We start from the raw sequence: 14,302 nt of genomic DNA on the forward strand, positions 1-14,302 counted from the left end.
AGCGTTGTGGTCGCCGCTCCCGGTTCGATTCCGCTAAGGTGCACCGTGCGCTCATTCCCTTTTGAATTACTCGCAGGTTCCCATTTCCCCGTTTGTAAACCGGCGAATGACTCTCCATAATCCCTCGGTACTTTCGTCGAAATTCCGCTTTCAAAAAGCCTGAGCTAAGAGGCCGATCATGCCAGCGTTCGTGACTTTCGGGCGGATCCTGTTCGCCGTGCTGTTCATCTACACGGGCGCCACCAAGCTCTTTGCCATGCAGGCCACGGCGGATTTCATCGCCACCAAGGTCGTGGTGCCTGAGGCAATCGCGCCTTACGCCAAGCAGATCGAGACGGCGACGGCCATGACCACGCCGCAACTGCTGGCGATCGCGCTCGGCGGGCTCGAGATCATTGCGGGGTTGATGATCGCGCTGAATTTCGGCGCGCGCTTCTTCGCGTTGCTGATGATCGTCTACGTCGCGGTTTCGACCGTGCTGTTTTACGACTTCTGGAACCAGGTGCCGCCCGACAACGCCAAGGTGCTGGTCGATGCGCTCAAGAACCTCTCGATCATCGGCGCGCTGTTCATGATCATGGGCTATGGCCGCGCCACGCGCTCGGCGGAGACGGCCTACGGGGACGTGTAGTCGACGCATCGGATGTTGGTGTCGGCGCCGATGCAAATCGGCGCCGCTCTCGTGAACCCTCATTCATAGATTATGGCTTCGAGATCACAGCGGTTCCCTAAAATGGCGGCCGCGGTGAAGCACGTGCGCCTGTCCGCTTGTGGAACTGCGCCGACGCAGAATATCACCGGCCGTCTGGTTGTGTGGAACAACCTGCAGCGGGCGATGGGGGCGGCACTTGGTTCATTCGAAGCGACGAGCGGCGCATGCTGTGGCCATTCTAGGGGCGGCCCACGTCGCGGCCTTTGCTGCAACGGCGGCGAGTGCGGCTGATCTGCCCGTGAAAGCGCGGCCGCTCGCGGCGCCCATGGCCAACTGGACCCAGTTCTATGTCGGTGGCGGCCTCGGCTTCGATTTCATGACAGGCCGGTCGCGCCTGACGCCGGCCGGTGGCGGCGCAGATCTGTTCGCGCTCGACGGCTTGCAGGGTGCCGATCTCGGCCTGTCGGCTTTCGCCGGATTCGATATCCAGGTTGCGCCGCGTGTCGTGGTCGGCGGCTTCGTTGATTACGACTGGTCACGTCAGCGCACGACGGTCAGTGCGTCGAGCACGTTCTTCGGGCAGAGCCTGAGCGCGGCGCTGCCGTCGCTCGATCAGGGCTGGACGATCGGCGGCCGTGCCGGATTTCTGGCGACGCCCGATATCCTGCTCTACGGCCTTGCCGGCTACAGCGAGATGCGGATCAACAACTGGAATCTGAACTACGCGGTCCTCGGAGGAGGTCCTTCGTTCACGGCGCAGGAGCCTGCACTCACGTCGCACGGCTACACGGTCGGCGCCGGCGCGGAATATCGCCTTGCCAGCAACGTCTCGCTGCGCGGCGAATACCGCTATGTCGCGCTTGGCCAGCATACGACGGTTGATCCGCTCGGCGCGGTCTGGACCACGGACCTGTCCCAGCATGTGGTCCGGATCGGAGCAGCCTATCGCTTCGGGCAGTTCGGCGGACCTGCGCCCACGTCGGCGGCGCCGGCGTTGAAACCGGTCTGGACCGGCGTCTATGTCGGTGCCGGCATTGGCGGCGACGTCATCACGCCCCATATCGCGGGCTCGTTCGCTGGCGTATTCGACTTCAACGCCTCCGGCCTCGGCGGCGCCGATGTCGGCGGCACGTTCACGATCGGCTACGATCGACAGGTCGCGCCGAAATGGGTCCTCGGTGCATTCGGCCTGATCGATGCCGGGACCAACGGTGGCGCCAAGGTCAAGGCATCCGGCGGCGGTTTCGAGGTCTCTTCGGACCTTGCCGCGGTGAAGTGGGGATGGACCGTCGGCGGACGCGTCGGCTATCTCGTGTCACCGGAGACGATGGTCTACCTGCTCGGTGGCTATAGCGGAACGACGGCGCAGTCGATCTCGTACAATTTCATCGGATTGCCCGGCACCGCGCCCACACGGGAATATCACGGCGCAACCTTCGGCGGCGGTTTCGAACGCTTCCTCACGGACAGCATCTCGGCTCGCGCGGAATATCGCCTCACGCATCTCGGGGCGAGAGACGATCTGGCGTCTGATTTCATGACGAGCCTGAGCGCCGGCGGCACGGTGCACACGCTGCGCGGCGTGCTGGCCTATCACCTTCCGGCGCCGTAGCATGCTCTCAGGTGGGCAAATCCTTCGCTCGTTATATGCAGCGAATGAAGCCGTTAGTTGCCGGTAACAAAACACCGGTACTGTGCATGGGGTTGTTTCGCGAGTTTTATGTCGAGCCTCTCGCCGGCCGCCACGGCGTGACAGTCACATTATGCGCCGCGTCGAGCAGATATGGCTGACCCGGCTTCATCCCATGTGAGGCCAGCACCTCATGCGGCGTCCGCTCCGGCACGCCGACAAAGCAGCCTTCGCCGCCGGGCAGGCGCACATGCGGGGCTTCCGACAGCCAGAAGGTGTCGTAGCGGTCCATGAACATGTCGAACACGACGGGGCCGCCGATGATCGCGACGGTGCCGGAGGCGACGTCGGCGAAAGCGCAGGCTTCCTCGAAGCTCGCATGATCTGGATTCCACAGCGTCGCGTTCGGCATCTCCGGATCGACGGTGAGCGCCTTGATCTTGCGGGTCAGGACCAGCCGCTTGCGCTGCGGCGAGTTCGCCTGGTCCTCATGCGAGCGGCGGCCATGAACGACCAGCGCGGCGCGATCGAGCGCCTGCTCGAAGAACAGCTTGTCGCCTTCGAATTTCAGGCTGGGCGGCATGATATGCGCGGGGTCCGCGAGCATGCCGTCCGCGGAGATGATGACGTAGCCTTCGAGATGTAGAGACAAGGTCAGCTATTCGGAAACGGTCGTCACCACGGAATTGACCGGCCGGGTGCTCACGGTCGGCAGCTTGACGTCCTTGAGCAGCTCTTGGTCGTATTCCGGCAGCGTCGAGGCCGGGAATTTGGCGCGCATCGCCACCACCTTGTAGCCGCCGGCCTTCAGCCGCTTGAGCAGCTCGGGCAGGGCTTCCGCAGTGTGCTTCTGGAAATCGTGCATCAGGATGATGCCCTTGCCCTTGGTGTCGAGCTTCTTCATCACGGTGTCGACCACCTTCTCGGATTTGGAGGCCTTGAAGTCGAAGGAGTCGATGTCGCAGGAGAAGATCGCGACGTTGCGGTTGCCGAGATAGGTGACCATCTCCGGCGGATGCTGGAGCGCAGGGAAGCGGAAGAACGGCGAGGGCGAGATGCCGCCGAGGGCCCACTTCACCGCCGAAAAGCCTTTCTCGATCTCTTCCTTGCGCTGCGCTTCCGTGAGCTTCTTGTTGTTGAGGTTGGCGTGCGACCAGGTGTGCGCGCCCACGGTGTGGCCGGCCGCATAGACCTGCTTGAGAATCTCCGGCTCGTAGGTCGCGTGCTTGCCGATCGAGAAGAAGATGCCGGTGGTGCATTCGTCGGCGAGCGCCTTCAGCACCGCGGGCGTGTTCTTGGGCCAGGGGCCGTCGTCGAAGGTCAGCACCACCTCCTTGTCGCGGAGGAAGTCGAGCTCCTTGAAGTGCTCGAAGCCGAAGCCCGGACCGCCGGTGGTGTCGATCTCGACGGTGCGGGCGACACCGAGCGCGCCCGGCGTATTGCAGGCCGCGCGTGCGGGCTGGGGCGCCTGCTTGGGAGGAGGCGGGAAGGCGGGCTGCGCTGGCGCTGCGGCGGCGGCCGCCGGAGCAGGTGCTGCTGCGGGCGGCGCAGCGGCCGGGGCCGCGGCCGGTGCGGCTTGGGTGGCGGCGGGTCTTGCGGCCGGGGTCTGCGACCACGCTGCGCTTGTCAGCGCCACCGACATTGCGGTTGCCAAAATCAGTCCTGCCGCCACACGCATGGTGATGTCCTCGAGATTAATCCCGTTGTTCCGCCGTGGCTTTTCGCCTCCGGCAAAACCCGTCCTGCCCCAAAATATCTTAGCGCTGATCCTAGCCTAGATGGTGGGCCCTCGCCATTGCAACGGCTGTTTGGCACCCCGCCGCAATTGTGCCCAACCGGATTGGGCGGCGTGTCAGCTATCGGCCAGCGCCTTGGCAATGGCGGTCTTGATCCGCGTGTCGGCCGGGTCAACCGCCGACGGAAAGACCTCGACGATATAGCCGTCACGGCCGATCAGGTATTTGTGGAAGTTCCATTTCGGGACCTCCCTGGGCCGGACCTCTGCCGCCCATTTGTAAAACGGATGCGCCGTCGCACCGACCACCGCAGCCTTGGCCGCGATCGGGAAGGTAACGCCGTATTGGTGGTGTGCGGTTTCCGTGATCTCGCTGCTGCCGCCAGGCTCCTGTCCGCCGAAATCATTGGACGGCACACCGATCACGGTGAGTCCACGCGCGCGAAACTCGGTCCAGATTTCTTGCAGGCCGGCATATTGCGGCGTGTAACCGCAGAGCGAAGCGGTGTTGACGATCAGGAGCGGCTTGCCGGTGAAGGCGGCAAGGCGGATATCGTCGCCGGACAGTGCGGGGAAAGAGAAGGCGTAGGCCGGGATGCGACTCATGCCTCCATCCGCGAACACGCGCGTTGCCGGCGCTATTGCGCCTGCAAGCGTTGCGACGAGCACGGTCCTGCGATTCATCAAGACGGCGTCCCCCGAAATGATCCGGGGCGGAGCTTACTCCGCTGGCGCGGCCGGTCCGCTCAACACCGCGTTATCGGGCGCAGTGACGCTTGTCAGTACAGGCGGACGATGAAGTCGGTGCCTTCGCCCGTCTCGCCCTGGTTGATGCCCTGGTCGGAGATGATGATCGAGCCGCCAGTAGTCAGCATCTCGTTGATCCTGGCCATGGTGTCAGCGGGAATCGAGATGCGGTCGAGCGCCTCGGCCGGGCTGTCCGGCGTGACCACGGGCTTGGTTGTAACGGGCTTGGCGGCGACGGGGATCACGGCGGCGCCACGCTGGCGTGTCACGCGGCTGTCGTCATCGCGTACGGCGGAGCGCGCCGTGACGGGCAGCGACACCACCGACCAGCGCAGTGCATTGGTGTCGGTCTTGTCGACCTCGGCGGTGAAGACATGCGTGCCCAGCGGACGATCGCTGGTGGCGATCGTGACGGGCACCTCGAACAGCGGCGCGAAGTTCTGCCGCACGTAGAGCTTGGAATCCTTGCGGCTGATGAAGACCGCGATCTGGCCGGCGCGCTTCGGCGCGTCCGGCTTCGCTGCCGGAGCAGGATCGGCGACGCGGGTTTCGTCCTTCTTCGCGTCGGGTGAGGCGGCGAGCGCCGGTGTGGCGGCCGGAGCATCGGGCTTCTTGGCGGCGTCCGCAGCTTCAGTCTTCGCGGGCTCGGCCCTGGGAGCCGCGACTTTGTCGACAGGCTTGTCGTCGGTGGCCTTGGGCGCTTCCGCTCCTTCGGCGGGCTTGGCATCGACGCTCGCGGGCTTGGCAGCCTCGCCGGTCTGCGGCTTGGCGGCCTCAGATGCCTCGGCGATCTTTGTCTCAGACTTTGCCTCGGCCTTCTCAGTTGAAGCTGCGGCGTCCTCTCGTGGCGGCGCATTGCCGGTCGTCACATCCGACATCACGGTGTGGCCGACCGAGGAGCGCAGCTCGAGCACGCTGTCCGCGCTGGCGGTCCTTGTTTCGGCAGGTTTGGCTTCAGCGACCTTCGGTCCCGCAGCGCCTTTGTCAGCCTTGTCGTCAGCATTGGTCTGCGGCGCGAGGCTCACCGTCGGCTGCGGCGGCACGCGCACCGACGCCAGCAGCGGATGCTGGAAGCTGTGCGGCGTCATCTCGCCGGGCGAGACGATGACGCGCGCGCCCATCTTGGTCCAGTTCCACATCTTTGTCGCGAACGACATCGGCATGCGGATGCAGCCGTGCGAAGCGGGATAGCCCGGCAACACGCCGGCATGCATGGCGACGCCGGACCAGGTGATCCGCTGCATGTACGGCATCGGCGCGCCGCTATAGATGTTGGAATGGTGGAACTTGTGCTTCTGGATGATGCTGAACACACCCATCGGCGTCGAATGGCCCTTCATGCCGGTCGACACGGGCGATTCCGCGAACACGCCGTTGGTGTCGTAGACCGTGACCTTCTGCCGTTCGATCGAGACGACGATGACGAGCGGACCTTGCGGCTTGGTGCCGGCTTCCTTCTCGGCGACAACGTCCTTCTTGCCCGCGGCGCCGCGCTTCGCTTGCGGCTTCTGGCGTGAGATGTCGGGATGTCGGTCCTGCCGGGAGGCATAGGATCCGTCGGAATAATCCGTCCAGTAATAAAATGCTGCGTCCGCCTGGCTGGCCGTACCGATCGCACCTGCCACCGTCAAAATGGCGACCTGCCACAGCCGGGCCGGCGTGGCAGAAAAACGGCACTCGTTCACGCTATTCATTCCTCGAATCCACAATCCAAATCAGAGGTTAGTCTCGCAGAGGGGATACGCGTTCACCAGCATGGCGGTTCTGCCATCAGCGACTTTTGTCCTCAACGTAGCAAAAAAGCCTCACGGAGCGGTAAACGGCGGCCGCGATCGGGGCCGCTCATCTTCCTGAGCGGCTGTCGCGTTCCTACATCGTGGGGACTTGTTACCGGAGAACTTCATGTCATCTCGTTTCCCCGGTCTTTCCGGCATCCGCTTGAAAGGCCTTGCTTTATTCCTTCTGGCTCTGGCCATGCCTGCAACCTCCGCCGCGGCTGCCGATGAGCCCGATCTGATCTTCCGCCGCTCCACCGTGTTCAAATGGATGAGCCCGAACGACAAGCTCGCGACCTATGGTCTCGACGACCCCGAAGTGGAGGGCGTGGCCTGTCATTTCACGGTGCCGGAGAAGGGCGGTTTCAAGGGCTGGCTCGGCCTTGCCGAGGAGGTCTCGGACATCTCGCTGGCCTGCCGCCAGATTGGCCCGATCAAGTTCAAGAGCAAGATGGAGCAGGGCGACGACATGTTCCGCCAGCGCCGCTCGCTGTTCTTCAAGAAGATGCAGATCGTGCGTGGCTGTGACGCCAAGCGCAATGTGCTGGTCTACATGGTCTATTCGGACAGGATAATCGAGGGATCACCGAAGAACTCGACCTCCAGCGTGCCTGTCATGCCGTGGGGGCCGAATGACGCGAACGTCCAGAAATGCGGCGAGTTCTTCACGAACTGACGCGCTCCCGTCACTCAGTGACGAGCGTGCGGCTGGCGCGCGGCTTTGCGAGATGCGAGCCGGTCAGTCGCACGAATGCCTGCGGCGCGGCCTCGTAGCCGCGGCCCGACTGCTGCGACATCGCGCCGACTGAGGCGACGCGGTCGCGAATGGTTTGTTGGTCCGTGTTCGCGTCGCGCGCCGTTGCGCGATCGTGCGCCGTCATGATGGCCATCCCTCAACTGAACGCGCCCGGTGGTTCCGGGCTTCTCGGTTTCGATGGCTTGGGTCGCCGCCAAAGCGCCCTTGGTTCGAAAGGACCCAGCCTTCGTTCGGGGCTCTCTTCAGCAGAAAAGCGTAAAATGCATGTGAAGCGTGGAAGGCGCACACATGACAGCGCGCCGTGCGCCGTATGATTTCAAGTGCGAATTGAGCTTGTCAGACTACTTTGAGCCGGGCTGTGACCCATCTGAAAAGATTGGGATTTTCTGCCGAATGTGTCGTCGCCCCGGCCGCGACGAAACAATTATCACGAAGACGAAACCATTTTGCCCTTTTGGCGCATCACGCGCGAAACCGCCCATGGTTATCAGGTTCACAACGACGACGGCGCACCGCCGGCCACGGAATGGGACACACGATCATGCGCGCGCTCAGCTTCATCATTGCCTTCGGTTTCGTGCTCGCCGGCTCCTCGTTCGCGGGTTCTCCGGATGGCAATCTGCCCGGTGTCGGCACCTTCCAGTACAGCGGCTCGCCGGTGACCACCCCGGCGCCGCAGCAGCCGATCGTGGTCGCCGCGCGCTTCTGATCGCCAGCAATAAAAATCAGCCGACAAAGGCCGTCATGATTGTTCGCTTCTGCGCCGCCGCGTTCGTATCCGTTATGACGATCAGTGCCGCCCAGGCACAGGTGCGCGCTCCCACGAGATTACCGGACCCCCGCAGCGAGTTCGTGCGCCAGTGCGCCCCCCGGATGCTCGGGCGCTGGGAGCATCCGGAAGCGGTCTGCGGCTGCCTGCATGACCACGCCGCCGCGGTCGTCGAGGACCGTGATCTGCGCGAGGCGTTGCTGCGTGGCATCAGCGAGACCGGCGTGCCGACCATCGAGACCGACTGGGTGCCGGCGTCCAAGCAAGGCGAGATCGGTCCGACCTTCACCAAGATCGCCAAGCCGACCCTTCAGTGCATGTTCGATCCGGCGAAGTCCTGAGACGTCACCGCGCCTTCGGACCGTAGCGCGGCACGCAGGCGGCGGTTCGCGCCACGCCCTTTTCGGTCATCTTCGCGCCACGCACTTCCTTGACCTGTCCCGCCGGGCAGGTTCCGTCGTCCACCTGCACGCGCTGGCCGAGCTTGAGGTCGGCGATGTCCTGCTCACGTCCGACAGTGACGGCATGCGCCGTCGTCGCGAGCACGAGGGAGATCAGGAGCGAGAGGCAGGCCGTACGGCGGAGAAGCATGGCGAAAGGTCCCGACAGCGATGCCGCAATGTAGGGACCGGCCGGCGATTCTGATAGTGAACCTTCGTCACGCGCGCCGGGCCGGCTTGTTCCTCGCGCGCAAGGCCGCGCGTGAGTCACGCGCCAACCGTTCCGCGGATGCCACGAGCTTCGGAACCGCGTGCCCCGAAAACCCCAGCACGAACCCGGGCAGGGGACGCGCACGCGAATAGGTGTCGGCGAGCAGCCAGCCTTCCGCGCCTGCGGTTTGCCTGGCCGCCGCAGCTACCGATAGATCGACTGATGGATCAAACCGGGCGACGAGGTGAAGCCCTTGCGACGGCACAGGCACCGACAGCACGCCGTCGGAGGCAGCTTCGAGCGTCTCGGCCAGCGCATCGCGCGCCTCGCGATAGAGTTTTCGTACCCGCTTGAGGTTCGCCGCGAACGCGCCGGAATTGAGCATGTCGGCAACCGCGCCTTCCATCAGCGTTCCGGGAAAGCGGTCGAGCGCGGCGCGCGCGGCGGCGACACCCGCGATCAGGCGCTCGGGCAGGGCGCAATAGCCGATGCGCAGGCCGGGAAACAGCGTCTTGGCGAACGTGCCCATGTAGATCACACGCTGGAGGTGATCGATGCCGGCAAGCGACATCAGCGGCGCGCCGTCATAGCGGAACTCGCTGTCGTAATCGTCCTCCAGCACGAAGGCGTCGGCCTGCCTCGCCCAGTCCAGGAGCTCGAGGCGCCGCGGCATCGACATCTGCACGCCCAGTGGAAACTGGTGCGACGGCGTCACATAGGCCGCGCGTGCGTTCGGCGCCGCCGTGCGCCCCCTGGCAGCACGCATGCCGTGCTCGTCGACGGCAACGGGCACAGCGCGATAGCCACAATGCGCGATGGTGTTGCGCGCGGCGGGGTAGCCTGGGTCTTCGCACCAGACCTGATCGTTGGGCTTGAGGATTGCACTTAGCACGATGCGCAGCGCATGCAGCGTGCCTGATGTCAGCATGATCTGATCGGGATCGCAGCGCAGGCCGCGCGCCGACAACAGATGATCGGCGATCGCCGCCCGCAGCTCGCGGCTGCCGCGGGGATCGCCGTAATGCAGATGCTCGGATCCGAACGCGCGCATGCGTCGGCCGACGAAGGCGCGAAAGCGCTGCACCGCGCGCTCGTCGATATGGGTGCACCCCAGCGAGAACGCGCCTTGCCTGGGCGCTTCGACCACGATCTTCGGCCTCTTCGCATCGGCTGCGCGTGCGGGGATGCGCGCCGCAACGAACGTGCCGGAGCCGACCGTGGCGTCGGCAAAACCGTCGGCGATCAGGCGCTCATAGGCAGTGACGACGGCGTTTCGTCGAAAGCCCGTTTGCTTCGCGAGCGTGCGCGACGGCGGCAGCGGCTCGCCGGGCTTCACAAGGCCCGCGACGATCATCTCGCACAGCGCCTGGTAGAGCCGGTGGGCGGCGGACGCGCCGGCCGTGATGTGCGCGCCGGTGAGGTCGAGCGGCAGCTCGGCCTTCGTGGATGCGGAGGAATTGGTCGGAATTTTTTGCATGGAATTGGCACTATCGCAGACCAAATGGGGAGCTACAACTGGTCTGGAATTGTTCCAAGCCTGAACAGGAGCGGCCGTGAGCCAGACCGAGAGCTTAAATTCCTACCCGACGTCAGCGCGCAACCAGGTCAAGCGCCGTCACGACCGTGGCTTCTACGATCACGAGACCGTTCACCGCATCCTGGATTCCTCGATGATGTGCCATGTCTCCTACGTAATCGACGGCCAGCCCTACTGCACGCCGACCTTTTTCTGGCGCGAGGGCACCAAGCTGTATTGGCATGGATCGAGCGCCAGCCGCATGCTGCGCAACCAGACCAAAGGCGAGCGCGTCTGCCTGACGGTCGCCCATCTTGACAGCCTCGTGCTGGCGCGTTGCGGCTTCAACCACTCCGCCGACTATCGCGCCGTGATGGCGTTCGGCACCGCCTATCTGGTCACCGATGCCGAAGAGAAGGAGCGCGCGGTGATCGCGATGGTCGACCGTTTCTTCCCGGATCGCACCGCGAGCCTGCGGGCGAGCAACACGCAGGAGATCAAGGCGACCTCCTTCATCGCGATGGAGATCGAGGAAGCGTCCGCAAAAGTCCGCGCCAAGGGTGTCGCGGATGACGACGAAGACTACGAATTGCCGATCTATGCCGAGCGCATTCCGGTCCGCACCGTGCTCGGCGCGCCGGAACCGTGCCCGCGCCTGCTCGACGGCGTGAGCCGGCCTGCGACATTGAGTGGCTATTCGGAAGGCCGGCTGCTCGAAGATGCATTGCGGGATGCTTATTTTGTGGAGTACCCGAACGGCTGAAATCGGCTAGCTTGCGGGCGCTCTTCGATTTGTTTGAACGCCTGGAGTTGCCTGATGAATGCCGAAATGCAGCAGAGGATTCTTGACGCCGTCGACGCCGGCTTCGAAGCCCAGCTTGCGACCACCCGAGACTTCGTCGCGATCCCCTCGACCCGCGGGGCGGAGGGGCCGTGCCAGGACATGATCGGCGACCTCCTGCGCGAACGCGGCTACGAGATCGACGACTGGCACATCGATGTCGATGATCTCAAGGATCTGCGCGGCTTCGGTCCCATCGAGCACGATTTCTCGAAGGCGCGCTCGGTGGTCGGCACCTACCGCCCGCAGACCAACGGCGGCAAATCGCTGATTCTGCAGGGGCACTGCGACGTCGTACCCGCGGGCCCGCTGGAATTGTGGGACACGCCGCCGTTCTCGCCCGTCATCAAGGACGGCAAGATGTTCGGCCGCGGCGCCTGCGACATGAAGTCGGGCACCATCGGCGCGCTCTACGCGCTGGATGCGATCAAGGCGGCGGGCCTCAAGCCGACCGCGCGGATTCACTTCCAATCAGTGATCGAAGAGGAGAGCACCGGCGTCGGGGCGCTCTCGACGCTGCAGCGTGGGTACCGTGCGGATGCCTGTTTCATTCCAGAGCCGACCGGCGGCAAGATGGTACGCTCGCAGGTCGGCGTGATCTGGTTTCGCCTGCGCGTGAAGGGCCACCCGACCCATGTCGCCTTTGCCGGCTCCGGCGCCAACGCCATCATGGCGGCCTATCATCTGATCCAGGCGGTCCAGAAGCTCGAGATCGAATGGAACGAGCGCGCTAAGGCCGACCGCCACTTCAAGACGCTCAACCATCCCATCAACTTCAACCCCGGCATCATCAAGGGCGGCGACTGGGCTTCCAGCGTGCCGGCCTGGTGCGACGTCGACTGCCGCATCGCCATCCTGCCGGGCTGGTCGGTCGCCGACCACCAGAAGGAAATTGCGGCCTGCGTTGCCGCCGCCGCACGCAACCACCGCTTCCTCGCCAACAATCCGCCGGAGATCGAATGGTCTGGCTTCCTGTCGGAAGGTTATGAGCTAACCGACGCCGCAGCGCCTGAAGCCTCCTTCGCCACGGCGTTCGACAAGGTCTATGGCGGCGCCGTGGAGGATCTCGTGTTCACCGCGCTCACAGACACGCGCTTCTATGGCCTCAACTACGGCATCCCCAGCCTGTGCTTCGGCGCGAGCGGCGGCGAGATGCACGGCTTCAACGAATTCGTCGATCTGGAGTCGCTGAAGAAGTCGACCAAGGCGATGGCGCTGTTCATCGCGGATTGGTGTGGGGTGGAGAAGGCGTAGCGGCGGGCTGGGTTCTCTCGGCCGTCATTGCGAGCGCAGCGAAGCAATCCAGTATCCCTCCGCGGGAGCAGGTCTGGATTGCTTCGTCGCTACGCTCCTCGCAATGACGGGGAAATATATTGCGGGGCGGTTGCCCAATCCTCCGGCTCTCCAAATCCTTTAAGCTTAAAAGAAAGACTAGGATGCCGCCCTGACCGGTGGCAGACTGGCGCCCGGCATGTCCGCCGTAGCGCGAAGAGCGAAGGCGGATTCGCAGGGACTGGGATTGCCGAGGGACGTACCGATGCGCGATTGGGATGATGCTTACGCCAATTCGGCCCATATCCCGGGTTCGGACAAGATGCCTGCGCAATGGGCGGAGAAGGCTACGGCCTATCGTGCCGGGCTGAAGAATTTTCGTCCCGACACCGCCTATGGCGCGGGTGAGCGCCAGCGTCTCGACCTGATCCTGCCCGACGGCGACAGCAAGGGCCTCGTCGTGTTCGTCCACGGCGGCTACTGGATGCGCTTCGACAAGTCGACCTGGACGGATCTCGCCGAAGGCGCGCGGCACCACGGCTGGGCCGTGGCGCTGCCGAGCTACACGCTGACACCGGCTGCGCGCATCTCCGACATTACCGCGGAAATCGCCGCCGCAATCGCCAAGGCGGCTTCGCTCGTCGCCGGGCCGATCCGGCTTGCCGGCCATTCCGCCGGCGGTCATCTCGTCACGCGCATGCTGTGCGATGACAGCCGGCTCGAGCTTGACGTCTACAACCGCATCGCCGGCACGCTCTCGATCAGCGGTCTGCACGATTTGCGTCCGCTGCTGAAAACGAAGATGAACGAGACCCTGCGCATGACCGCGGAGGAGGCGACGCTCGAAAGCGCGGCGCTGCACCGGCCGCGCGGACATTCGCCCGTCACCGCCTGGGTCGGCGGCAGCGAGCGGCCGGAATTCATCCGCCAGTCCGACCTGTTGGCGAATGTCTGGACCGGCTTCGACGTGCCGACGCGCCTCGTCGTCGATCCCGGGCTGAACCATTTCACCGTGATCGACGGATTGAAGGATCCGTCGTCGGCGATTACCGCGCGCCTGATCGGCCTCGACTGAACAAGGCCCGGGATGATCGATCGAAAGGGCATGTCATGACGTCCAGCGATTACGATCCGACCAAGGAAGGTGCCGAGACCGATTTCGCCCGGCGAATGTCTTACGGCGACTATCTGGCGCTGGATGCGATCCTCGGTGCGCAGCATCCGCTCTCCGAGGCGCATGACGAGATGCTGTTCATCATCCAGCATCAGACCACCGAACTCTGGATGCGGCTTGCCATCCACGAGCTGGCCGCCGCGCGCCGCGCGATCGCCAAGGATGAGGTGCAGCCTGCGATGAAGATGCTGGCGCGGATGTCGCGCATCTTTGAGCAGCTCAACAACGCCTGGGACGTGTTGCGGACGATGACGCCGAGTGAATACACCCGCTTCCGCTCGCAGCTTGGCCAGTCCTCGGGCTTCCAGTCGCGCCAGTACCGGTTGATCGAATTCCTGCTCGGTAACCGCAACCACGCCATGCTCAAGCCGCACGCTCACGATGCGGAAACGACGAGGCTGCTGGAAGCCGAGCTGGCGACGCCGAGTCTTTATGACGAGGTGCTGCGGCTCGCCGATCGCAACGGATTGAAGATGCCTGCGGCCGTGCTGGCGCGCGACGTTCGTGAAACCCATGGCTTCAACGAAGGCGTTCTTCAGGCCTGGCGCGTTGTTTACGAAGCGCCGGAGACGCACTGGATGCTCTACGAGCTCGCCGAAAAGCTGGTCGACTTCGAGGATTACTTTCGCCGCTGGCGCTTCAACCACGTGACGACGGTCGAGCGCGTCATCGGCTTCAAGCGCGGTACCGGCGGCACCGGCGGCGTCAGCTACCTCAAGCGCATGCTGGAGGTCGAGCTCTTCCCCGAACTCTGGCGCGTCCGCACCATTCTCTAGAGATTCC

General features: G+C 64.3%; 16 protein-coding genes. 9 read left to right on the top strand and 7 right to left on the bottom strand.

Annotated features, from left to right (window positions below; translation table 11 throughout):
• Window positions 1–178: 178 nt before the first annotated feature.
• Both AB7532_RS16010 and AB7532_RS16015 read left to right on the top strand, forming a co-directional pair.
• Complete coding sequence (locus AB7532_RS16010; protein WP_441235740.1) at window positions 179–631, top strand: DoxX family protein; 453 nt, start codon at window positions 179–181, stop codon at window positions 629–631.
• A 139-nt stretch (window positions 632–770) separates the two neighbouring features.
• On the top strand, window positions 771–2,264 hold the full coding sequence (locus AB7532_RS16015; RefSeq protein WP_441235741.1) for an outer membrane protein: 1,494 nt from the start codon (window positions 771–773) through the stop codon (window positions 2,262–2,264).
• A gap of 106 nt (window positions 2,265–2,370) precedes the next feature.
• Here AB7532_RS16015 and AB7532_RS16020 read toward each other — a convergent pair whose 3' ends face one another.
• From AB7532_RS16020 to AB7532_RS16035, 4 genes are all read right to left on the bottom strand, one after another.
• Complete coding sequence (locus tag AB7532_RS16020) at window positions 2,371–2,934, bottom strand: dihydrofolate reductase (RefSeq protein ID WP_441235742.1); 564 nt, start codon at window positions 2,932–2,934, stop codon at window positions 2,371–2,373.
• A gap of 6 nt (window positions 2,935–2,940) precedes the next feature.
• Window positions 2,941–3,960 carry a polysaccharide deacetylase family protein gene (locus AB7532_RS16025; protein ID WP_441235743.1) on the bottom strand — a complete coding sequence of 340 codons (1,020 nt, stop codon included), beginning with the start codon at window positions 3,958–3,960 and terminating at the stop codon, window positions 2,941–2,943.
• A 174-nt stretch (window positions 3,961–4,134) separates the two neighbouring features.
• Window positions 4,135–4,704, bottom strand: a complete 570-nt coding sequence (locus AB7532_RS16030) for a glutathione peroxidase (protein WP_441235744.1) — start codon at window positions 4,702–4,704, stop codon at window positions 4,135–4,137.
• Between the two features lie 92 nt (window positions 4,705–4,796).
• Window positions 4,797–6,458: a L,D-transpeptidase family protein gene (locus AB7532_RS16035; RefSeq protein ID WP_441235745.1), complete on the bottom strand. Its 1,662-nt coding sequence runs from the start codon at window positions 6,456–6,458 to the stop codon at window positions 4,797–4,799.
• A 208-nt stretch (window positions 6,459–6,666) separates the two neighbouring features.
• Here AB7532_RS16035 and AB7532_RS16040 point away from each other — a divergent pair, with 208 nt between their 5' ends.
• Window positions 6,667–7,215, top strand: coding sequence for a CreA family protein (locus tag AB7532_RS16040; RefSeq protein ID WP_441235746.1), 549 nt, complete (start codon window positions 6,667–6,669; stop codon window positions 7,213–7,215).
• Between the two features lie 10 nt (window positions 7,216–7,225).
• On the opposite strand, the gene AB7532_RS16045 is transcribed toward AB7532_RS16040, so the two are convergent.
• A complete protein-coding gene (locus tag AB7532_RS16045) occupies window positions 7,226–7,420 on the bottom strand; it encodes a hypothetical protein (protein ID WP_441235747.1) in 195 nt (64 codons plus the stop codon).
• 417 nt (window positions 7,421–7,837) lie between these two features.
• Between AB7532_RS16045 and AB7532_RS16050 the strand changes: the two genes are divergently transcribed.
• Window positions 7,838–8,005 carry a hypothetical protein gene (locus AB7532_RS16050; protein ID WP_441235748.1) on the top strand — a complete coding sequence of 56 codons (168 nt, stop codon included), beginning with the start codon at window positions 7,838–7,840 and terminating at the stop codon, window positions 8,003–8,005.
• 35 nt (window positions 8,006–8,040) lie between these two features.
• Entirely contained in the window at window positions 8,041–8,406 is a 366-nt protein-coding gene (locus AB7532_RS16055) for a hypothetical protein (RefSeq protein WP_441235749.1), read from the top strand.
• A 4-nt stretch (window positions 8,407–8,410) separates the two neighbouring features.
• Here AB7532_RS16055 and AB7532_RS16060 read toward each other — a convergent pair whose 3' ends face one another.
• A complete protein-coding gene (locus AB7532_RS16060) occupies window positions 8,411–8,656 on the bottom strand; it encodes a DUF6719 family protein (protein ID WP_441235750.1) in 246 nt (81 codons plus the stop codon).
• Window positions 8,657–8,723: 67 nt separating this feature from the next.
• The gene (gene pdxR / locus AB7532_RS16065; protein ID WP_441235751.1) at window positions 8,724–10,193 is read right to left on the bottom strand and encodes a MocR-like pyridoxine biosynthesis transcription factor PdxR; all 1,470 of its coding nucleotides are present in this window, start codon (window positions 10,191–10,193) and stop codon (window positions 8,724–8,726) included.
• A gap of 76 nt (window positions 10,194–10,269) precedes the next feature.
• Here pdxR and AB7532_RS16070 point away from each other — a divergent pair, with 76 nt between their 5' ends.
• The 4 genes from AB7532_RS16070 to kynA all read left to right on the top strand — a co-directional run bounded on the left by AB7532_RS16070 (window position 10,270) and on the right by kynA (window position 14,295).
• On the top strand, window positions 10,270–10,995 hold the full coding sequence (locus AB7532_RS16070; protein ID WP_441235752.1) for a pyridoxamine 5'-phosphate oxidase family protein: 726 nt from the start codon (window positions 10,270–10,272) through the stop codon (window positions 10,993–10,995).
• A gap of 54 nt (window positions 10,996–11,049) precedes the next feature.
• Window positions 11,050–12,327: an ArgE/DapE family deacylase gene (locus tag AB7532_RS16075; protein ID WP_441235753.1), complete on the top strand. Its 1,278-nt coding sequence runs from the start codon at window positions 11,050–11,052 to the stop codon at window positions 12,325–12,327.
• Between the two features lie 283 nt (window positions 12,328–12,610).
• Window positions 12,611–13,420, top strand: a complete 810-nt coding sequence (locus AB7532_RS16080; protein WP_441235754.1) for an alpha/beta hydrolase — start codon at window positions 12,611–12,613, stop codon at window positions 13,418–13,420.
• A 35-nt stretch (window positions 13,421–13,455) separates the two neighbouring features.
• Window positions 13,456–14,295, top strand: a complete 840-nt coding sequence (gene kynA / locus AB7532_RS16085; RefSeq protein WP_441235755.1) for a tryptophan 2,3-dioxygenase — start codon at window positions 13,456–13,458, stop codon at window positions 14,293–14,295.
• Window positions 14,296–14,302 lie beyond the last annotated feature (7 nt).

It is taken from the genome of Bradyrhizobium sp. 930_D9_N1_4 (assembly GCF_052076015.1).
GTDB lineage: Bacteria > Pseudomonadota > Alphaproteobacteria > Rhizobiales > Xanthobacteraceae > Bradyrhizobium.